Here is a 19,498-nt window from a genome sequence, read left to right as displayed (position 1 = left end):
GCCCGGACCCACAGGAGGTTGTATCCCCGCGGTTCGGCAGGGGAAGACGCTCACGGTCGTGGGCCCAGATCAGGACGGACCCACCCATGTTCCCTGTCCCGGTTCCGCCCGGCGTCGCCCGACTCACCGCGCTCGGCAGGGCGTGCTCGCGTCTCATGGACAGGCTGAGGCCGTCGAGGTCCAGGTAGGACGTCCTGAGCGACAAACGGCCGCCGACCCACCTGTGTCGGCGGCCTGTTGCTGCCCGAGACGCGCTCCAGCCAACTGGTGAAGAGCATCCAGTTGCCGCACGATCGGGCGCAGGTACTGTGCCAGCGCCTCTTCTTCGGTATATGCGCTCCAGCCGGGCAGAACGCCGGAGAAGCGCTCGATGGCGGCAATCGTCTCCGTACCTGAGATCCGGCCCTGGCCGAAGATGTGGTACACCGTGGCCCTCGGAACGGTGACGCCCTTGAGTCCTTTGGCGATCTCGCCCGGCGTGTACGGCCGTGGAGTCAGCGACCTCGGTCGTCGCCCAGCAGGATGCTTCAAGCGAGTGCTCTGAAGGAACCTCAAGCGCTCGACGATCCGGCCTGAGCAGCTTCCTCCGACTCATTGCGCTTCGGGGGAACGGCACCCCGCAGCGCCGGGCTGCGCACCCACCCCACCTAAACCAACCCGGCGGCCTTCCGCTCCCCGGACGTCAGCGGCGGAGCCGTCGGCGCCGGTTTCAGCGGCCCCACCACCGCCGCCACCATCACCGAAGGCGTCAGCAGCACCCCCGCCCCACGCTCCAGCGACGTCACGTCCGTCACCCGGCGGGCGATGCGGCCGTTGCCCGTCGCCGTGTGCATCAGCCGGTCGACGTACGCCGTCACGAGCCGGTCCCGCAGCGTGGGGCCCTGCTCCGTCGCGCCCGGGTAGAAGACGTCCTGCCCGATCGCCAGGTCCCAGGCCGCGCCGACCGGGCGGGACACCGCCTTCTGGATCCGGCGGGACAGCCCGGGAGCATCCCAGCCGTGCCGCCGTACCGTGTCCCGCAGGAGCAGGGCGCTCTGCGCGGCGACGGCCAGGCCGTGCCCGTAGACCGGGTTGAACGCGGCGAGGGCGTCGCCGAGGACGGTGAAGTTCGCGGGCCACACCCGCATTCGCTCGTAGAAGTGCCGGCGGTTGACCGTCGTGCGGGTGAACGCCACGTCGGACAGCGGCTCGGCCCGCTCCAGCAGTTCGCCGATGACGGGGTGCCGCAGGTCCTCGCGGGCGAAGCGGACGAAGTCGTCGTTGTCCGGGGACGGTTGGCCGCCGCGCGTGCCGCACAGGGTGACGATCCAGCGGCCTTCCTCGATGGGCAGCAGGAAGCCCGCCCGGCCGGGGCCGCCCTCGCGCCGGTCGGGCTGGATGTTGACGACGGGGAAACCGTCGCGGGCCGCGGCGGGGGCGAGGTAGAGACGGCTGGCATACGCCAGGCCCGCGTCGACCTCGCGTCGCTCGGCCGGCGGCAGGCCGAGGGCGGTCAGCCACCGGGCGGCCTGGGAGCCGCGGCCCGAGGCGTCGACGACCAGGTCCGCGTGGAGGGTCCGTTCGGGGCCGCCGTGGGGCCGGATCCGTACGCCCGTGACGGCCGCCTCCGTGCCGGTCAGGCCCACCGCTTCCGCCCGTTCGACGACCTCGATCCGCCGGTCGGCCAGGACCCGGGCGCGGACCGTGGCGTCCAGCAGGTCCCGGCCGGCGAGGATCACGTGGTGGGACTCGGCCCAGCGCCGGAACCAGCCCCGCGAACCAAGGGCCACGATGTCCGTCGTGACCGGCCGCCGGTTCGCCCCGGCCTCCCGGAGCGCCCCGGTCATCCCCGGAAGCAGTTCCTCCATGGCCAGCACCCCGCCCGACCACAGCATGTGGGCGTGCCGTGCCTGCGGCAGTCCCCTGCGGGGGCCGGGGGAGGCGGGCAGCGCGTCGCGCTCCACGACGACGACCCGGTCGGCGACGTCGGCCAGGGCGCGGGCCGCGAGCATGCCGGAGTGGGATCCCCCCAGGACGACGGCGGTTCTGGCGGGGGTGGGACGGTCAGTCATGCGCGGGCGTTCTCTCTCCCGGGGGCGGCCGCGCGTGAGCGTACCGCCTCGATGTCGTCGCGGTGACGCAGGGCCAGGGACACGGCCTGGATCTCCTGGAGCAGGTAGGCGGTGTCGGGGCCGGACGGGGCGGCGGCGCTGTCGGTCTGCGGGGCCCGCTCCCGCGCGGCGACGGCGTCCAGGATCGTGACGGCGGCGGCCAGGGCCTTCGCCCGGCCGGGCTCGAAGCCGAGGCCCAGGGCGGCGTCGTAGGAGCGCTCCCACAGGTCCTCGTCGAGGTGCCGGGAGAGCTGGAGGAGCACGTCGCGGATGTACGTCTCGCGGCGGATCAGGCGCAGTTCCCCGGTGGCGCGCGGAGTGAAGGGGGCGCCGCCGCCGTTCACGGTGCGCAGCAGCAGGTAGAGGGGGCGCAGCTGCCAGTGGGCGACCCGGATGCGCCAGCGCTCGTGCAGGTACTGGCCGCCGTGCGGGATGATGAAGCCGATCGCGACCATGGTGGCCGACAGGCAGGCGGCCGAGGGTGCCAGGTAGGTGCTCAGCCAGTCCAGATCGTGGCCCGTCATCCGGGCGATGACGGCGGTGAGTTTGGCGACGTCGAAGAGCAGGTTCGTCGCGTAGCCGACACCCAGGAACCGCAGCCCCCAGCGCAGCCAGGCGTCGAGGCCGTCGGTGCGGACCCAGTTCCAGATCAGCCGGGCCGTGACCGAGCAGGCCACGGTGTGCGCGAGCAGGTAGAGCAGGATCTCCTCGCGCATGAAGGGCGTGTTGGCGTAGTACGTGTCCAGGTCCCGGCGGCGTTCCACGGGGACGTCCGCGAGCCAGAACAGCACCCACAGGGCGACGACCACACCCGCGTAGGCGAAGACGACCCACCGGGCGGCGCGGCGCGTCGAGCCCGAGCGGTCGGACAGGCCGTTGCGCCAGGCGACGATCAGCAGCAGCCAGGACGCGCACAGCGCGGTGAGCAGCGAGTAGACCAGCGGTGCCGCGATGTTCGGCACGCCGGTGACGCGGTTGGTCCAGCCGATGACCGCCGGAGACGCGAAGACGAACACGGCACAGGCGAACAGCAGCAGCCCGCCGACGGCCCGCAGCATCGGGTCCCGCCACATCCGCACCAGACTGGGCAGCTTCATCACCAGGGCGATGGTCAGCGCCCCGATCGGCAGCCAGAAGGAGACGGAGAAGGCGTCGAGGACGTCCCGTGCGTGGGTCATCGCGCGCCGCCTCCGCGTCCGCGGTAGCCCATCGACCGCCGTACCGGATCGAGGGCGGCGTCCGGCTCGTCCGGGACGGTGCCGTCCGCGAAGGTGCGGAACACGGCCGCCAGCCGGTGTCCGAACTCGTCGGCCTCGGCCTCGTCCCGCTCGCGCGAACCGTCCCGGGCCGCCACGGTCAGCGCCACGGACTTCCAGCCGGGCTCGCGGTCCAGGGCCCGGGCCGCCGCCGTACCCGCGACATGGTGGTGGCCGTGCCCCGCGTGCAGATGCCACAACTCATGTCCGAGGATGACCAGTTGCTGCACCGCCTCGGCCCGCTCCTCGACGATGACCAGGTCGAAGTCCTGGAACTCCACCCACAGCCCGGTCACTTCGATCTCGTCGGGGAACCGCTCGAAGCGCAGCTCGACGGGACGCCCGCCCCGCCGCGCGCTCATCTCCTCGCACAGCGCCCGGCACAACGACCGTAGGTCGGCCGGGACCTGCGCCCGCGCCCGGATCGCGGCGGCGAGCCCGGCGGCCAGACCGCGCATGGCGGACCCGCGCCGCGACCGCCTGAGCGCGGCGGTGACTCGGGACGCTCTCATCCGCGCGCCCACGATGCCCATCGCTCCCCCTTCTCACCGCCGGCCGACGGCTTGGCCGCGCGTCCGAGACTACGCGCCCGAAAGTGTTCGCGTCATGCGATCCGGCGCCGGTAGTTCAGCGGGGAACGACCGTTCCTGCCCGAAAGTCGTGCTCGAAGTTCCGGGCCGACCATTGACGCGCAAGCGCTTCGAACTTACGGTCCCGTTCGAAGTCACGAGCACCTACCGATATATCGAACACGACAGTAAGGGCAGGGCATGGGACGACCTGACCTGAATCGCAGGCAGCTTCTCGGCGGGCTCGGAGGACTCTTCGTCGCGAGCAACTTCGGCTTCGCCGCGCTCGGCACGGGCGCCGACGCACTCGCCGCCGACGCCGACACCCGCGTGCGCTACTGGAACCTCTTCAGCGGCGGCGACGGATACAACATGATCGCGATGCTGGACGCCTTCCGTAAGGCCAACCCGGACATCGCGGTGAAGGACTCCACCCTCCAGTGGGGCAGCCCCTTCTACACCAAGCTCGCCATGGCGGCCGCGGGCAACCGCGCACCCGACCTCGGCGTCATGCACGTGGGCCGGGTCACCGGCTTCTCACCCGGCCGCTTCCTGGACCCCTGGGACGTGGAACTGCTCGCCAAGTACGGCGTACGGGAAGCGGACTTCAACCCCGCGCTGTGGAAGCGCGCCGTCATCGACGGCAAGCTCTACGCCCTCCCGCTCGACATCCACGTCCAGCTCTGCTTCTACCGCAAGGACGTGCTGAAGAAGGCGGGGCTGCTCGGCGACGACGGCCGGATCGTGCCCGTCACCTCCGCCGACGAGTGGTTCGACGTGCTGAAGGAGGCGAAGAAGGCCACGAAGAAGGGGCTCCAGACCATCGGCCTGTGGGCCAACGACCAGAACTTCCAGTGGTGGTTCTTCGTCGCCTTCTACACCCAGCTCGGCGGCACCTGGTTCAACGCCGCCAACACCGAGGTCACCTTCGACACCGGCAAGGCCACCCAGGTCCTGGAGTTCCTGCGCCGGCACATCACCGACGGGTACTCCAACCCGGGCTTCGCGGGCCTGGCCGGCGCCGAACAGTTCGTCAACGGCTCCCCCTTCGTCTGGGAGGGCAACTGGTCGGTGCCGGTCTACTCCGGGGCCAAGGTCGACTACGGCGCGACCCCGCTGCCGCCGGTCTTCGGCAAGCCGGCCACCCACGCCGAGTCGCACGCCTTCGTCCTGCCGCACCAGTCCGACCGCGGCGGCGCCACCAACGAGGCGGCCCACCGACTCGCCGCCTACGTCGTCCGGCACGCTCAGCAGTGGGCCGCCGGCGGCCACATCCCCGCGTACACGCCGACCCTGTCCACGGCCGCGTACAAGGAGCTGAACCCGCAGAGCGAGTACGTGTCGGCCATGGACCACCAGGCCACCGAGCCGAAGGTGTGGTTCGCGGGCTCCACCGGCATCCTCGCCCAGCGCGTCGGCCCGATCGTCGCCGCCTCGACGATGGGTTCCGCCAAACCGGAGACCGCCGCCCGCCGGATGAAGGGCGCGCTCACCCAACTGCTCGCTATGAAGAACCCCATGGACGGCAGAACAGCCGCAGAAGGAGGTGCGGCCGCATGATGGCGACCAGCGCCCAGACCATCGCCGCACCCGCCCGCGCGAAGACCGCCGCCGACAGCGCCACCCTCCGCAGGCGGCAGGGCTTACAGCACGGCGGCTGGTTCGTGGCCCCGTTCCTCGTCCTGTTCACGCTCTTCGTGATCTGGCCGCTGCTGCGCGGCGTCTACCTCAGCTTCACGGACGCCAACATCTCGGGCGAGGGCGCGAGCTTCGTCGGCCTCGACAACTACCGCGAGGCCCTCGACGACCCGCTGGTGTGGGACTCCCTCGGCCACAGCGCGTACTTCACGCTCCTGGTCGTCCCCTGCATCACGGTCCTCGCCTTCCTCCTCGCGATGCTCGCCCACCACATCGAGCGCGGCAAGTGGCTGTGGCGGCTGTGCTTCTTCGCCCCGTTCCTGCTGCCGTCCACCGTCGCGGCCAACCTGTGGCAGTGGCTCTTCAACCCCGGCACAGGAATGATCAACCACGTCTTCGGCATCGAGACGCCCTGGCTGGCCGACAAGTCGTACGCGATGCTCGCCATCGTCATCCAGACCCTGTGGTGGACGGTCGGCTTCAGCTTCCTGCTCTACCTGGCCGCGCTCCAGGGCATCCCCGGCCACCTCTACGAGGCCGCCAAGCTCGACGGCGCGAACGCCTGGCACCGCATGGTCCACATCACCCTGCCGATGCTGCGCAACATCACCGGCCTCGTCGTCGCCCTCCAGATCCTCGCCTCGCTCCAGGTCTTCGACCAGGCCGTCGTGATGATGGACTTCCTCCCCGGGCCCGAGGGATCGACCCGCACCTTCGTGCAGTACACCCTCGAAGAGGGCTTCACCAGCTACCGCGTGGGCTACGCCTCCGCCATCTCCGTCATCTTCTTCGTGATCATCGCGGCCGTCGCCCTCGCCCGGATGTGGCTGCTGCGCAACCGTGAGGAGACCGCCCGATGACCACGGCCGTACCGGTGAAGCCCCGCAAGGCGTGGACTCCCAGCCAGATCGTGCTCACCCTCCTCGGCACGGCGGTCTCCGTCGTCTTCCTGGCCCCCTTCGCCTGGGCCCTGTTCACCTCGCTCAAGTCGGAGACCGAGGCGGTGGAGGTCCCGCCGCACTGGCTCCCGGAGGACTGGACGGGCCAGGCCTGGAAGGCCCTCTTCGAGACCGGCAACATCACCAACTGGTTCGTCAACTCCGTGGTCGTCTCCGTCTGTGTGACGTCCGTGGTGCTGCTCGTGAGCGCACTGGCCGGATACGGCTTCGCCCGCACCGAGTTCCGCGGTAAGAAGCCCCTGATGGGCCTGGTCATGGCCGGCCTGATGATTTCGCCCGCCGTCCTCGGCGTGCCGCTGTTCACCACCGTCCAGCAGATGGGCATGGTCGACACCTACTGGGGCATGATCCTGCCGCAATGCGCACCCGCCGCGATGGTCTACATCCTCTACAAGTTCTTCCAGGGCATCCCGCGCGAACTGGAGGAGGCCGCCTTCATCGACGGCGCGGGCCGCTGGCGCGTCTTCTTCACCATCGTCCTCCCGCTCTCCCGCCCCTCCCTCGCCGCGGTCGGCATCTTCACGTTCATCGCCTCGTGGAACAACTTCCTCTGGCCGTACATGGTGACCAACAACCCCGACCTGATGACCATGCCGAACGGCATCGCGACCGTCATGAACTCCTACGGCATCCAGTGGGCCCAGCTCATGGCCGGCGGCCTGATGGCGGGCCTGCCCCTGATCATCGTCTTCGTCTTCTTCCAGAGGCAGATAGTGGCGGGCGTGGCCCATACGGGCTTGGCGGGGCAGTAGAAGGTCGCCCCGACAGGGGCGCGGGGCTGTGCTCGATTCGCGCCTCCGCCGCGTGGGCGCGAACAACCCCAACGACCCGCAGCCGCCACCGAAACAGAACCACCCACTCCGAAAGGCGAAAATGCGAACCGCCCGCTTCACCCTCAACCCGGCATTCACCATCGGCGAAGTGAATCCCCGCCTCTTCGGCTCCTTCGTGGAACACCTCGGCCGCTGCGTCTACACCGGCATCTTCGAACCGGACCACCCCACAGCCGACGACAAGGGCCTGCGCCAGGACGTCCTGGACCTCGTCCGGGAACTCGGCGTCACAGCCGTCCGCTACCCGGGCGGCAACTTCGTATCCGGCTACAAGTGGGAAGACTCCGTCGGCCCCGCCGAGGACCGCCCCCGCCGCCTGGACCTCGCCTGGCACTCCACGGAGACCAACCGATTCGGCCTCTCCGAGTACATCGACTTCCTCCGCAAGATCGGACCCCAGGCCGAACCCATGATGGCCGTCAACCTCGGCACCCGAGGCGTCGCGGAAGCCCTCGAACTCCAGGAGTACGCCAACCACACCGAGGGCACCGCCCTGTCCGACCTCCGCGCCGCCCACGGCGACAAGGACCCCTTCGGCATCAAACTGTGGTGCCTCGGCAACGAGATGGACGGCCCCTGGCAGACCGGCCACAAGACCGCCGAGGAGTACGGCCGGGTCGCCGCCGAGACGGCCCGGGCCATGCGCCAGATGGACCCCGGCGTAGAACTCGTCGCCTGCGGTTCCTCCAGCCAGTCCATGCCGACGTTCGCCGAATGGGAGGCGACCGTCCTCAAGGAGACGTACGACCTCGTCGACTACATCTCCCTGCACGCCTACTACTGGCCCGAGAACGGCGACATCGACTCCTTCCTGGCCTCCGCCGTCGACATGGAGTCCTTCATCGACAACGTCGTCGCCACCGCCGACCACGTGGGGGCGAAGCTCAAGTCGAAGAAGCGGATCAACCTCTCCTTCGACGAGTGGAACGTCTGGTACCTGCCCGAGTGGGAGGCCCACGCCAAGACCTTCGAGCAGGACGACTGGCCCGAGGCCCCTCGCCTCCTGGAGGACAACTACAGCGTCACCGACGCCGTCGTCTTCGGCTCGCTCCTCATCGCCCTGCTCCGGCACGCCGACCGCGTCACGGTCGCCTGCCTCGCCCAGCTCGTCAACGTCATCGCGCCGATCATGACCGAGCCGGGCGGCCCGGCCTGGCGGCAGACGACGTTCTTCCCCTTCGCCCAGGCCGCCCGGTACGGCCGCGGCCAGGTCCTCGACGTCCGCGTGGACTCGCCGACGTACGAGACGAAGAAGTTCGGCGAGACCGACCTGCTGCACGCCACCGCCGTACGCGCCGGGGACGGCACGGTCACGGTCTTCGCGGTGAACCGCAGCCGCACCGAGTCGCTGCCGCTGGAGGTCGCGCTGAACGGGCTCGACCTGTCGTCGGTCGTCGAGCACAGCGCCCTCGCCGACGCCGACCCGCACGCCCGCAACACCCTCGAAGACCCCGAGCGGGTGGCCCCGCACGCGGTCGACGGCACGGCTCTCCAGGACGGCACGCTGAGCGCCGTCCTGGAGCCGCTGTCCTGGAACGTGATCCGGCTGGCGTGACGGTCCGTGCGGACCGGTCAGCGTTCGATGCGCGGCTGGGCGGTCGGGGACGGCGGGGGCGACGTCGTGCCGACCGCCCAGTAGCCGTCCGAGCCCGGCACCGTCGCCAGGGCGTTGATGACGACGGGGGTCGTGGCCACCGGCCCCCGCTCGCTCACCCACGCCGTGCCGTCCCAGCGCAGGTAGTGGGCCCGGGTCTGGTCCCAGAAGTCCCACCCGGAGATGCGGTCGGGACGCCCCTGAGCGTCGCCCACGATGCCGGTCAGCACTCCCACGCCGAACGGTGCCGTGACGTACTCCCATCCGGTGCCGTCCCCGTGCAGCAGCCGGACGGCGGGGGGTTTGCCGGGCGGGCCGCCGATGCCGTATTCGTAGCCGGTCATCCAGATGTCGTCGCGGGCGACCGGGAGCAGCCCGGTGAAGCCGGCACGGATTCCGCCGGGCGCCGGCAGCATGGTCCAGGCCGCTCCGTCCCAGCGGGCGACGAGCTCACTGCCGTAGACCCAGACGTCGCCGCAGGGCGCGCGGTGGATGCCGTAGGGCGGGATGGTGGTCGCGGCCGGGGGTGCCTCCAGCCAGGTCCACTTGCCCCGGTGGCCGTGCAGCAGCACCGAGCCGTCGCTGTTCCGGCCGGAGACCCAGACGTGGCCCCGGGGGCCGGTCGTGACGGCGGCGAGGGACGTGCCGGGCGCCCCGCGCCCGGGGAAGTCGGCCTCCCGCCACGTCGGTCCGTCCCCGGCGAGCAGCCGGGCGGTGCCGGAGGTGTCGGTGCCGACGGCCCAGGCGCGGCCGTCGGACGCTGCGGCGACAGAGCCCAGATAGCCGCCGAAGCCGGGGTCGGTGCGCTGCCAGGCGGTGCCGTCCCACACGAGGGCCAGCGCCGTCTCCCGGACACTGCCGCTGCGGCCCTCCTCGCCCACGGCCCAGGCGAGGTCCGGACCCGCTGCCGCCACGTCGAGCAACTGCGCGGCCGGGCCGGCCTCCGGGGCGGCGACGGCCTGCCACTCGCGGGCCTCACCCAGGAGACCGGGAGCCGCCCAGGCCGTTCCGCCCCGCATCGATGCTAGCCCGAGCCCGGCCCCGACCAGTCCGCCTAATCCACCGATGAAACGCCGTCTTCGCACGAGGTTCCCCTCCCTGTCGGCAGCCCTGAAAGGCCAAACGGTGGCCCAGCCTGCCCCAGAAGGCAATGCACGGGGACGGCTCGATCCGGTCACACCGGTTTGACCGGCACCCCTCCGGCGGCGGCCCCCAGCAGCGTCAGCCGCACATCCCCCGGCCCCGCCGGTGTGGTCCCGTCGGACAGCACCGCCAACGCCAGTGTGTTGGCACCACGTGTGCGCAGGATCCCGTTCGGCAGCACGAACGTGTGCTGCGGCCCTACGTCGTTGATGTACTGGCCCATGTTCCAGCCGTTGAGGAAGATCTGGACGCGGTAGGCCCGATCCGGGTCGTCGTCGAGGACGAGCCCGACGGAGGCGTCGACGCCCGGGTCGACGTCCAGCCGGAAGTCCGTCCGGTACCAGGTGACGCCCTGCCGCCGGTCGGCACGCGGCAGTTCGGCGTCCTTCCAGTCCCCGTCGTCGTACTCCGGCAGATGCCAGCCCTCGCGCTCCCCGTGCAGCCCGCCGTTGTTCATCGGCCCGCGCACGGGGTCGGACGCGGCGGCGCCCTGGATCCGCCAGGTCACCTCCGGGGAGGCACCCTCGAAGGTGACGGCGGTCAGCCCGCGCGCGGCCTTGTGCGTGTCGAGCGCCCTGCCGTCCATGTCGTGCTGCGTCCGCCGGACGAGCACGGACAGAACGTGCCGGTCGCCGCTCTCGCCGCGGTCCTCACGGAACCGCTTCCGCAGCTCCTCCGGCAGGGCGAAGGTGGCCTTGGCGGTCCAGGTCCCCTGCCGTGCCCGGTCCTTGTCCGGCACCGGCATCCGGTGCGTGCCCAGCGGCTCGCCGTCCAGCCAGGCCATCAGCAGGCCCTGCGTGCCCGTGCTGTAGGCGAGGGAGACGGACTCGACGCCGCCCTCGCCGGTCCACTCGCCCCGGTACCAGACGTCGCCGTAGTGGAAGCCGTAGTCGTCGGCGAACAGGACGGGCTGCCCATCGGGCACGGGCGTCGTGCTGAACGACGTCTTCTTGTCGGCCGCCGTCCAGCCGGAGTCGACGAAGCCGGGCTCGGCCTCCGGGTTCTCGGTCCGCCGCCGCCAGCCGTCGAGGGCGGGCAGCGCCGGCCGGGCCACGCCGGGCAGCGGCCGCAGCGCGAGCAGACTGCCGGAGGCGCTGATCCGGGTGGGCACCGGACGCCCGTTCCACGTGACATGGGTGATCCCGCGCGGTCCCCACACCTCCAGGCCGGTCTCGCCGGTGGTGTCGCCGGTGAGGTGGACCGTGGAGCCGCGCAGGGCGGCCGAGCGCAGCAGCGCCGGGCCGTAGACGAGGAGCGGGCCGGACGGCGTCTCGTACGGCCACAGCCGCAGGGCCGTCGCGTCGTCGGCGAACAGCAGCAGCATCGGCGTGTCCACGCCGTCGCCCTCGACCCGCACCCGGCTCAGCCCGCCGGCGCCGAGCGGAGCGGTGACGTACAGCTTGCCGAGGTTGTAGGCCCAAGCGGGCTCCGCGTCCAGCCGCATGGGCGTCGGTTCGTCCGCGCAGTCCAGCACGACCTGCGCCAGATCGCCCCGCCGGCCCGCGAACACGGCGATGTCCTGCCGCCCGGCGGTCAGGCTCAGCATGGGCTGCACGGTGGCGTGCACCAGCGTCCGCCTCCCGAGTCTCAGCCCGGCGGCGATCAGCTTGGCGTCCCGCGCCGGGACAGTGACCGGCACGTCGATCCCGGCGTCCGGCAGCGTCGAGGTGACCGCCTCGCCGGAGTCGTTGCGCAGGACGTAGAAGTGGGCGCCGGTGTCGGGGTTGGCCAGGTGGTACACCTTGATCCGCTCGTCGGCGGCCCGTACGGTCTTCGCCCGGTTCAGCTTGGCGAGGTCCGGCACGTGGCGCAGCAACTGCCCGATCTGGTGCATCGGGGCGAGCTTGGGTGTGGCGTTGCGGGCCTCGTCGAAGGCCGCGCCGTAGTCGTACGACGTGTAGACGACCGGCGCGGGCAGCCAGCCCCAGGAGGTGCCGCCGAACGTCATGTAGACGTTGTGCAGCGTGATGCCGTTGGCGAGGTTGGTGAGGTAGAAGCGCCGCTCGTACGCCGCGTCCCGGGTCCGGCGCGACTCGGCGTACCCCTTCCCGTCGAACCAGGATCCGCCCCACGGGTCGAACCAGCCCCCGCCGAACTCGGGCACGAACCCGGGCGTGCGCGGACTGGCCGTGGCCCCGCCCTTCGCCCCGCCGGGCCCGAAGTGCCCCCAGTCGGGCGGCACCTCGTCCGGCTCCGGGTATCCGTCGAACCCGTACAGCCAGCGCCCCTTCTCCCCGCCGGTGGCGAACGACCCCGGGGCCCAGGCCCCGTTCCTCCCCTTGTCGTTGTGGAACAGCGGTACGTCGATGCCGTCGGCGCGGACCTTCTCGTACAGGTACGACATGTAGGCGCGCCCGGTCGGCTCGTCGACGTGGGCGTCGTACTCGTTCTCGATCTGGTACAGCAGGACCGTGCCCGTGCCCCGGGTGAACAGGCGTCCCGCGACGATGGCGTTGACGGCGGACAGCCACTCGTCGACGTACCGCAGATACGTCGGGTCGGAGGTCCGGGCCGTGCCCTCGGTCGCGGTCAGCCAGCCGGGGAAGCCGCCGGCGTCGACCTCCGCGTTGATGTACGGGCCGGGCCGCAGGATCACGTACAGACCGGTCTCGGCGGCCATGCGCAGGAACAGGTCCAGGTCGCGCACACCGGTGAAGTCGTACCGGCCGGGGGCGGAGGAGTGGTAGTTCCAGGCGACGTACACGCTGACCGCGTTGTAGCCGTGGGCGCGCATCTTCTCCAGCACGTCCCGCCACAGGGACGGGCTCGGCAGCCGGAAGGGGTGCATCTCGCCCGACCAGAGCACCAGGCGGCGGCCGTCGACCAGCAGCGAGTACCGGTCGAAGCCGACCTCGTGCCGCCGGCCGTCCGCGCTCGGCACCGGAGGCGGCGGGCCCGTGGGTACGCTCCGTGCCGTGTTGGCGGAGGTCGGCGACCCGCTGCCGGTCAGCGCGAAGCCGAGCGCGGCCGTGCCGGCGATAGCGTGGAAGGTACGCCTGCTGAGCTCCAAGGGAGCGCCTCCTGTTGTGCTGCCGTGCCGTACGTGGTGCTTACGTGGTGCTGGTGCGTCATTGTCCACAGGCCGACCGCGACAATGGCCGCATGAGGATCTCGGCACGTGCGGACTACGCGGTACGAGCGGTCGTGGAGCTGGCCGTCCGGCAGGGCGAAGGGCCGGTCAAGGCGGAGGCCGTCGCCACCGCGCAGGACATCCCCCACAAGTTCCTGGAAGGGATCCTCGGCGATCTGCGGCGCGGCGGTGTCGTCGCCAGCCGGCGCGGCGGAGGCGGCGGCTACCGGCTGGCCCGGGAGGCCACGGAGATCACGGTCGCGGACGTGATCCGGGCCGTGGACGGACCGATCGTCTCGGTACGCGGCGAACGCCCGACCGGCCTCGCCTACACCGGTACCGCCGAGCCGCTGCTGCCGCTGTGGATCGCCCTGCGGGCCAATGTGCGCAGGATCCTGGAGGGCGTGACGATCGCCGACCTCGCGGCCGGCGCGCTGCCCGATCCGGTGGAGCGGCTGGCGGCGGAACCGGCGGCCTGGGAGAACCCGTGACGGGCCGCGTCCACGGGGGAGCCGGTGGGTGATCCTCATCGCGTCCTCGGGGTGTCCTGGGCTGACGCACTGCTAACGCACCTTATGCGCCCGCCGGTACTGCTGGTGCCCACGGGGGCCCGCGCGGACGGGCCGCGCGCCCCTTCCCCTGGTGTGATCCCGCCACTGTGAATGGCCGAAGACCGCCCTGGCCGACCTCTCCTGTCCTGCGTACGATGCGACCGCTCCCGGTCTTCACAGCTCCTCCATGGAATGGTCACAGGCCGGGCGCGCATGCGCTGTCGTCTTGACATGCCCATGTCCACTCCATGCTCCCCCCCACGAACGGATGGGAGAACCATGGCCGGTGGCCTGCTTCTGAGCGGCGCGATCGCCGCGCTCCTCACCAGCGCACTCCCCGCACAATCCCCGTCCTCCGGGTTCGTCGACCCGCCCCCGGACAAGATCGTCATCAAGGTCGCCACAGTGAACGGCTCCGGCTGTCCGCAGGGCACGGCGGCGGTCGCCGTCTCCGAGGGCAACACGGCGTTCACGGTCACCTACAGCGACTACCTCGCTCAGGCCGGCGGAGGCTCCGACCCGACCGCGTTCCGCAGAAACTGCCAGCTCAGCCTGATCGTCCACGTGCCTCAGGGCTTCACGTACGCCATCGCCGGCGCCGACTACCGAGGCTTCGCCTCACTCCAGCGCGGCGCGAGCGGCTCCCAGCGAGCCTCGTACTACTTCCAGGGCTCGCCGAGCACGGTGTCCAGGAACCACCCCTTCAGCGGCCCCTACAACGACAACTGGCAGGCCACCGACGAGACGGACTGGGCCCAACTGGTCTACGCACCCTGCGGAGTCCAGCGCAACTTCGACATCAACACCGAACTCCGGGTCAACGCCGGTACGCAGTCGGCCGACAAGGTCAGTTTCATCCGTTGCCTCCGAGGAGAGTCCTGCCTTCGTGCGGGGGAGGAATCGGACTCCTTCGGAGCAAGGCAGGGAGCTGTGATTCGCCGCCAGGGCGGATCGCGGTGCTCTGACCCGCAGGTTTGATCTTCACTTGCGGGAACGCTAGTGAGCGTGTCCACGATGTGCGTGAAGCGGGCGTTCAAGTACCGCTTCTATCCGACCGATGCGCAGGCGGTTGAGCTGTGGCGCACGTTCGGATGTGTGCGCAAGGTCTACAACATGGCGCTCGCGGCCCGCACCGAGGCGTGGGCGCGCCAGGAGCGGGTGAACTACAACCAGACCTCGGCCATGCTGACGGCGTGGAAGAAGACCGAGGAGCTGGCCTTCCTTAACGACGTGTCGTCGGTGCCGTTGCAGCAATGTCTGCGGCATCTGCAGACAGCGTTCACGAACTTCTTCGGCAAGCGGGCGAAGTATCCGCGCTTCAAGTCGCGGAAGAAGTCGCGCAGGTCCGCCGAGTACACCACGTCCGGTTTCCGCTTCCGTGACGGGAAGCTGACCCTGGCGAAGATGACGGAACCACTGGACATCGTGTGGTCGCGTCCGCTCCCGCAGGGGGCGACGCCGTCCACGGTGACCGTCTCCCAGGACGCGGCCGGACGCTGGTTCGTCTCCATGCTGTGTGACGACCCCGGCGTCAAGCCGCTCCCGGCCGCCGATACGGCCATCGGTGTGGATGTCGGCCTGGACCATCTGCTGACCCTCTCTACCGGGGAGAAGGTCGCCAACCTCCGGCACGAGCGCCGCGACCGCGCCCTCCTGGCGAAGGCTCAGCGGGAACTGTTCCGCAAGGCCAGGGGGTCGAACAACCGAGCCAAGGCCCGCAGGAAGGTCGCGAGGGTCCACGCGAGGATCGTCGACCGGCGCCGTGACCACCTGCACAAGCTGACCACCCGACTCGTGCGTGAAAGCCAAACGCTCGTGATCGAGGACCTGACCGTGCGCACCATGGTCAGGAACCGGAGTCTGGCCCGCGCCATCTCTGATGCCGCCTGGGCCGAGTTCCGGAGCCTTCTGGAGTACAAGGCCGCCTGGTACGGGCGGGAAGTGATCGCGGTGGACCGCTTCTTCCCCTCGTCCAGGCTGTGCTCCCAGTGCGGTGCCTTGCAGGACAAGATGCCGCTGCACGTCCGTACCTGGACGTGCGACAGCTGTGGCACGACCCACGACCGGGACACGTGAACGCGGCGAAAAACCTTCTGGCCGCCGGGCTGGCGGTGACAGTCTGTGGAGCCGGTGTAAGACCTCAACGGAGCACTCCGGGCGGGCAGTCGGCGACGAAGCAGAAACCCTCACAGCGCGAGCCGTGAGAATCCCCCTCCTTCAGGAGGGGGGAGAAGTCAAGACGATGGACTCGACGGACGGACGGGGACATCAGCACGGTGTAACACCTGGCGTGGAAGGAGTGCCCGAAGTCCTGACGGGATGAGGGACGGCCCACCGGGTTGCTGGGCCGGATGGGCCGCCTAGGACGGGTTGATGTGCTGTCGCTCAGCCGCTGTTGCTCAGATGTTGGGCGAAGCGGCGAACGGCTTCGCTGAAGGCAACCGGATCGTCGAAGTTCGCGAGATGCCCGGCTCTCGGGATCAGCTCGACGCGGGCGCGCGGATGCGCCCGGGCGAACTCCGCCTCGCCGGACCGGAAGACACTGTCCTTCTCGCCGTTCAGGATGAGCACCGGAGCCGCCACATGACGCATCGCGCCGGCGTCGAAACGCCCCAGCACCTCGCCCCAGGCGGCGGGCAGGGTATGGAAGGCGTAACCGGACTGGATCGTGGCCTCGACGACCTCGGCCGGATACATCCGCCGCAGCAACCAGTCGTTCCACTCGGCCAGCCGATCCGCGGGCAGTCGCGGCACGAGCCCGGCGACCCACCGGTACGGCGCCGCCCATGCCCCACGAGTCGAGGCACTGGCCCCCGCGAGCACCAGCCCGCGCAACCGCTCCGGGCGAACCCGCGCGAACTCCAGCGAGGCGTAGCCCCCGAGCGAGTGCCCCACGACCAGGGCCGGCCCGCACCCGAGCGACTCCACGGCATCGGAGACGACCTCCACGGCCGCCTGCAGACTCCAGGCCTCGGCGGAACGGGAACCATGCCCTGGCAGATCGACGGCGGCCACGGGGAACTCGTCCCGCAGCGCGGCGAGCTGCGGGCTCCACTGCCCCGCGCTGAACCGCGTCCCGTGCACGAAGACGATGGGCGGTGCGTCAACTGCCGTCATGATCCCCCCGAATCGAACCGGCGCTGCTGCCGGACCGACTCTACGCCGACACCTGCTGCGATAACGGCTTGAGCCGCTTCCGGCGTTGGGGAAGTGTCTGCGTCCATGGAGTTCTTCTGTTACCACCGCGATCGCCCCGGCTCGCTGCCACTGCGTCACGAGCTGCTGGAAAAGCACTGGTCCTACATGGACCGGTACGCGACCGAGATGATCGCCCGTGGCCCGACCTTCGCCGCGGACGGCGAAACCCCCACCGGCAGCGTCCACATCCTCGACCTGCCGGACCCCGCCACCGCCCGTGCCTTCGCCTTCGACGAGCCCAACTACCAGGCCGGCGCGTACCGGGACGTCCTGCTGCGCCGCTGGCGCAATCTCCTGGGCCGCACCATGTGGGACTTCCCCGGCGGCCCGACGACCGGCAACCGCTACCTCGTACTCGGGCTGGGCCCGGACCCGTCGGCCGGCCCCGACGCACCGCCCGACTCGGAAGACCTCATCGCCTACGGCCCCCTGCTCTCCGACGACGGCTCCGCCTGGCTGGGCACGGCGGCGCTGGTCCGGGCCCCGGACACGGAGACGGCGCGCCGTGTCCTCACGCCGGGGCGGTATGCAGACATCGAGGTGCACGCCTGGGAGTTCGGCGGGCGGCGGTGACGAGCGGGGCCGGAGTCTACGGAGAGGCCTGACGGCTCGCCCCCCTCGCCCCCCGGGTTCAGGGTGCCGTCACCACGCGCCCCCGTCCGGCGGTCGTGTGACCGGGGGGGCGCGGTGACGCGGAGGCGGCCGACTCCGTCAGGAGATCGCCTTGATCGCCTGCCAGCCCCCTTTGCCGACCACTACGGGTGGACCGTGCAGGCCGCTCTTGCGTCCCGGGACGAACTCCAGTCCTGCCGTGGTGTTGGACGTGGTGGTCCACAGGTCCGGAACGCCATCGCCGTTGGAGTCGCCGGACCCGGTGAGCAGCGGGCGGGCGGCCGGGGTCCAGCCGGTGGCGTACGCCGTACGGTTGGCGGCCGAAGCCAGCGACGCCGGGTCGGTGCCACCGTCCGGGATCCCGTCGGCGTCCGCGTCACCGGCGCTGAGGCCGTGATACAGCCAGACCTGCCCGGTGCCGCTGTCGCGGGCGATCAGGTCGGTGAAGCCGTCGCCGTCGACGTCGCCGGGCGAGGCGAGGTGCATCTTCCCCCACCCTGATGCACCGATCAGATAGCCCGATTCGAGAGTCTGGCCGAAGTGCCCCGGCAGGAACCAGAGTTGGTCCCCGATGACCCGACGAAGTCGGGGTAGTCCGCCTCGGAGTAGTTCGTGATGTTCCCGACCGAGACGATCTGGTCGATGTCCGCGGTGCTGGTGACTCCGCCCGTCTCGGACTCGCCGAGGATCTCCACCTCCTGCCGGGTGTCGTCGGTGAACTCGCCTTGGCCGTCGTTCGGGTAGAACCACAGCTTGCCGCCGCGCAGGGTTACCAGATCCTCGTACAGGTCCTCGTCCCAGTCGCCCCTGTGGGTCATCCGCGCGCCGTTCCAGCCCCCGCCGGAGGAGAGGGGCACCATCGTCGCCACCGCGCCATTGCCGGTGCCGCCGTACAGGCGCAGGTTGGCGGAGCCGTCGACGGCGAGCATGTCGGGCTGGCCGTCACCGTTCAGGTCGCCGGGTTTGTCGGTGACTCCCGGACTCTTGACGTAGAAGCGGTAGGGGTAGACCGGCCCGGGGTTGCCGCCCACGTCGTAGGCCCGAACGTAGAGGGTGTGCGGTCCGGGGGTGAGCGGCGTGATCTTCTGCTTCACGGAGCCGCCCTTGACCGGAGTCTCATCCGTCGGTTCGCTCGGCGGCGTTCGGTCCAGGCCCCACACGTACTTGACGGTGTCGGACACCCCGTTGGCCCTGAACTCGAACACGGCCTGCGTGCGGGCCAGCGCGCCCTCGACCGGCTCCGCGCCGGGCACCGTCTCGGGGTACAGCCCGTCCGCCGAGGTCACCTTCGGCATCACCGTCGGTGCGTGAAAGCAGCCCGCTTCCCCGAGGTGTACAGCTTCGGCCTGCTGGTGGGAGGGAACACCGGCAGGCAACAGCGCGAGCGGCGTCGGGCCCTTGTGGAGCACTGCGGCTTCCGCGACACGGCCACCCCCGCCATGCAACACCCACCCTTCTGCGCCGGAGGCGTGCGCGATCTGTGCAAGCCGCACGACCCGGCGGGAGCCTTCTACCAGGAGGCGTTCGACGTCGTGCGCGAGCAGGCAGCCGCCCGGCGGTGCGAGGTCATGTTCACCGGCAGCGGCGGGCACGAGATCAATGAACGTGGGACCTGCGGACCCAGATCAACACCATGCATCGGCACTGGGCGCTCCCCTCGGGCGACGAGGCGCGAGACGAGATCCGCAGGCGCGTCCTGTTCCCCCGCGAGCTGGAACGCTACAAGGATGCCCGCAACCGGCCATGGATGTCCGACGTGTTCTGGATCAGATCGAGCAGGGGATCCCTAGAGGCCATGACATGGACGATAGCCAGGGCCACTGACAACGGATCTCCCGAGCCGGTCATGGTTGTTGCTGCGCGAACCATTGACGCGCAAGTGGTTCGATTCTACGGTCCGTTCGAACTTGCGATCGCTGTTCGAAATATCGAGCAGCCGTCACCCCCACTGCAAGGAGGACCGTATGAGCCGCTCCATCCTGCGC

15 protein-coding genes and 2 pseudogenes are annotated in these 19,498 nt (G+C 70.5%); 9 read left to right on the top strand and 8 right to left on the bottom strand.

Features of this window, described 5'->3' with window-relative positions; genetic code table 11:
• Positions 1 to 647: 647 nt before the first annotated feature.
• The 3 genes from AOQ53_RS30665 to AOQ53_RS30655 are packed head-to-tail and all read right to left on the bottom strand — an operon-like array spanning position 648 to position 3,879.
• Positions 648 to 2,051: an NAD(P)/FAD-dependent oxidoreductase gene (locus AOQ53_RS30665; protein ID WP_174523373.1), complete on the bottom strand. Its 1,404-nt coding sequence runs from the start codon at positions 2,049 to 2,051 to the stop codon at positions 648 to 650.
• Positions 2,048 to 3,268, bottom strand: coding sequence for an MAB_1171c family putative transporter (locus tag AOQ53_RS30660; protein WP_059422204.1), 1,221 nt, complete (start codon positions 3,266 to 3,268; stop codon positions 2,048 to 2,050). Before AOQ53_RS30660 ends, AOQ53_RS30665 begins: the two co-directional genes overlap by 4 nt.
• Positions 3,265 to 3,879: a toxin-antitoxin system, toxin component family protein gene (locus AOQ53_RS30655; RefSeq protein ID WP_174523372.1), complete on the bottom strand. Its 615-nt coding sequence runs from the start codon at positions 3,877 to 3,879 to the stop codon at positions 3,265 to 3,267. The genes AOQ53_RS30660 and AOQ53_RS30655 overlap by 4 nt, the downstream gene beginning before the upstream one ends.
• 237 nt (positions 3,880 to 4,116) lie before the next feature.
• Here AOQ53_RS30655 and AOQ53_RS30650 point away from each other — a divergent pair, with 237 nt between their 5' ends.
• The 4 genes from AOQ53_RS30650 to arfA all read left to right on the top strand — a co-directional run bounded on the left by AOQ53_RS30650 (position 4,117) and on the right by arfA (position 8,900).
• A complete protein-coding gene (locus AOQ53_RS30650) occupies positions 4,117 to 5,475 on the top strand; it encodes an extracellular solute-binding protein (protein WP_059422203.1) in 1,359 nt (452 codons plus the stop codon).
• Positions 5,472 to 6,413, top strand: a complete 942-nt coding sequence (locus AOQ53_RS30645) for a carbohydrate ABC transporter permease (RefSeq protein WP_099054727.1) — start codon at positions 5,472 to 5,474, stop codon at positions 6,411 to 6,413. Before AOQ53_RS30650 ends, AOQ53_RS30645 begins: the two co-directional genes overlap by 4 nt.
• A complete protein-coding gene (locus AOQ53_RS30640) occupies positions 6,410 to 7,264 on the top strand; it encodes a carbohydrate ABC transporter permease (RefSeq protein ID WP_059422201.1) in 855 nt (284 codons plus the stop codon). The genes AOQ53_RS30645 and AOQ53_RS30640 overlap by 4 nt, the downstream gene beginning before the upstream one ends.
• A 121-nt stretch (positions 7,265 to 7,385) precedes the next feature.
• Positions 7,386 to 8,900, top strand: a complete 1,515-nt coding sequence (gene arfA, locus AOQ53_RS30635; protein ID WP_059422200.1) for an arabinosylfuranosidase ArfA — start codon at positions 7,386 to 7,388, stop codon at positions 8,898 to 8,900.
• A gap of 17 nt (positions 8,901 to 8,917) precedes the next feature.
• On the opposite strand, the gene AOQ53_RS30630 is transcribed toward arfA, so the two are convergent.
• Positions 8,918 to 9,958 (bottom strand): NHL repeat-containing protein, encoded by a 1,041-nt coding sequence (locus AOQ53_RS30630; RefSeq protein ID WP_236711869.1) that lies wholly within the window; start codon positions 9,956 to 9,958, stop codon positions 8,918 to 8,920.
• 155 nt (positions 9,959 to 10,113) lie between these two features.
• Positions 10,114 to 13,092 (bottom strand): glycoside hydrolase family 35 protein, encoded by a 2,979-nt coding sequence (locus tag AOQ53_RS30625; protein WP_059422197.1) that lies wholly within the window; start codon positions 13,090 to 13,092, stop codon positions 10,114 to 10,116.
• Positions 13,093 to 13,184: 92 nt separating this feature from the next.
• Here AOQ53_RS30625 and AOQ53_RS30620 point away from each other — a divergent pair, with 92 nt between their 5' ends.
• The 3 genes and pseudogenes from AOQ53_RS30620 to AOQ53_RS30610 all read left to right on the top strand — a co-directional run bounded on the left by AOQ53_RS30620 (position 13,185) and on the right by AOQ53_RS30610 (position 15,907).
• Positions 13,185 to 13,643 carry an RrF2 family transcriptional regulator gene (locus AOQ53_RS30620; protein WP_059422196.1) on the top strand — a complete coding sequence of 153 codons (459 nt, stop codon included), beginning with the start codon at positions 13,185 to 13,187 and terminating at the stop codon, positions 13,641 to 13,643.
• Positions 13,644 to 13,982: 339 nt separating this feature from the next.
• Complete coding sequence (locus AOQ53_RS30615) at positions 13,983 to 14,681, top strand: DUF4360 domain-containing protein (protein ID WP_236711868.1); 699 nt, start codon at positions 13,983 to 13,985, stop codon at positions 14,679 to 14,681.
• 36 nt (positions 14,682 to 14,717) lie between these two features.
• A pseudogene (locus AOQ53_RS30610) lies at positions 14,718 to 15,907 on the top strand (RNA-guided endonuclease InsQ/TnpB family protein).
• Between the two features lie 181 nt (positions 15,908 to 16,088).
• Here the strand turns inward: AOQ53_RS30610 and AOQ53_RS30605 are convergent.
• Complete coding sequence (locus AOQ53_RS30605; protein WP_059422194.1) at positions 16,089 to 16,820, bottom strand: alpha/beta fold hydrolase; 732 nt, start codon at positions 16,818 to 16,820, stop codon at positions 16,089 to 16,091.
• 105 nt (positions 16,821 to 16,925) lie between these two features.
• Here AOQ53_RS30605 and AOQ53_RS30600 point away from each other — a divergent pair, with 105 nt between their 5' ends.
• A complete protein-coding gene (locus AOQ53_RS30600; protein WP_059422193.1) occupies positions 16,926 to 17,474 on the top strand; it encodes a YciI family protein in 549 nt (182 codons plus the stop codon).
• A gap of 138 nt (positions 17,475 to 17,612) precedes the next feature.
• Here AOQ53_RS30600 and AOQ53_RS30595 read toward each other — a convergent pair whose 3' ends face one another.
• Both AOQ53_RS30595 and AOQ53_RS30590 read right to left on the bottom strand, forming a co-directional pair.
• Positions 17,613 to 17,999, bottom strand: coding sequence for an FG-GAP repeat domain-containing protein (locus AOQ53_RS30595; protein WP_059422192.1), 387 nt, complete (start codon positions 17,997 to 17,999; stop codon positions 17,613 to 17,615).
• A 23-nt stretch (positions 18,000 to 18,022) separates the two neighbouring features.
• A complete protein-coding gene (locus AOQ53_RS30590) occupies positions 18,023 to 18,808 on the bottom strand; it encodes an FG-GAP repeat domain-containing protein (RefSeq protein ID WP_059422191.1) in 786 nt (261 codons plus the stop codon).
• Between the two features lie 311 nt (positions 18,809 to 19,119).
• Here AOQ53_RS30590 and AOQ53_RS48190 point away from each other — a divergent pair.
• Positions 19,120 to 19,236: pseudogene (locus tag AOQ53_RS48190) on the top strand (SAM-dependent methyltransferase); the annotation flags it as partial.
• Between the last annotated feature and the right edge of the window lie 262 nt (positions 19,237 to 19,498).

Source organism: Streptomyces azureus (assembly GCF_001270025.1).
Classification (GTDB): Bacteria; Actinomycetota; Actinomycetes; order Streptomycetales; family Streptomycetaceae; genus Streptomyces; species Streptomyces azureus.
The sequence above is the reverse complement of the archived record's forward strand: the minus strand, read 5'-3'. Positions and strand labels throughout refer to the sequence as shown.

What these genes read in the sequence shown, in the direction of transcription:
- AOQ53_RS30640 (WP_059422201.1), top strand. Translation starts at nt 6,410, where the DNA reads ATGACCACGGCCGTACCGGTGAAGCCCCGCAAGGCGTGGACTCCCAGC.
- AOQ53_RS30600 (WP_059422193.1), top strand. Translation starts at nt 16,926, where the DNA reads ATGGAGTTCTTCTGTTACCACCGCGATCGCCCCGGCTCGCTGCCACTG.
- arfA (WP_059422200.1), top strand. Translation starts at nt 7,386, where the DNA reads ATGCGAACCGCCCGCTTCACCCTCAACCCGGCATTCACCATCGGCGAA.
- AOQ53_RS30630 (WP_236711869.1), bottom strand. Translation starts at nt 9,958, where the DNA reads ATGCGGGGCGGAACGGCCTGGGCGGCTCCCGGTCTCCTGGGTGAGGCC.
- AOQ53_RS30645 (WP_099054727.1), top strand. Translation starts at nt 5,472, where the DNA reads ATGATGGCGACCAGCGCCCAGACCATCGCCGCACCCGCCCGCGCGAAG.
- AOQ53_RS30665 (WP_174523373.1), bottom strand. Translation starts at nt 2,051, where the DNA reads ATGACTGACCGTCCCACCCCCGCCAGAACCGCCGTCGTCCTGGGGGGA.
- AOQ53_RS30605 (WP_059422194.1), bottom strand. Translation starts at nt 16,820, where the DNA reads ATGACGGCAGTTGACGCACCGCCCATCGTCTTCGTGCACGGGACGCGG.
- AOQ53_RS30590 (WP_059422191.1), bottom strand. Translation starts at nt 18,808, where the DNA reads ATGCCGAAGGTGACCTCGGCGGACGGGCTGTACCCCGAGACGGTGCCC.
- AOQ53_RS30650 (WP_059422203.1), top strand. Translation starts at nt 4,117, where the DNA reads ATGGGACGACCTGACCTGAATCGCAGGCAGCTTCTCGGCGGGCTCGGA.
- AOQ53_RS30655 (WP_174523372.1), bottom strand. Translation starts at nt 3,879, where the DNA reads ATGGGCATCGTGGGCGCGCGGATGAGAGCGTCCCGAGTCACCGCCGCG.
- AOQ53_RS30620 (WP_059422196.1), top strand. Translation starts at nt 13,185, where the DNA reads ATGAGGATCTCGGCACGTGCGGACTACGCGGTACGAGCGGTCGTGGAG.
- AOQ53_RS30660 (WP_059422204.1), bottom strand. Translation starts at nt 3,268, where the DNA reads ATGACCCACGCACGGGACGTCCTCGACGCCTTCTCCGTCTCCTTCTGG.
- AOQ53_RS30595 (WP_059422192.1), bottom strand. Translation starts at nt 17,999, where the DNA reads ATGCACCTCGCCTCGCCCGGCGACGTCGACGGCGACGGCTTCACCGAC.
- AOQ53_RS30615 (WP_236711868.1), top strand. Translation starts at nt 13,983, where the DNA reads ATGGCCGGTGGCCTGCTTCTGAGCGGCGCGATCGCCGCGCTCCTCACC.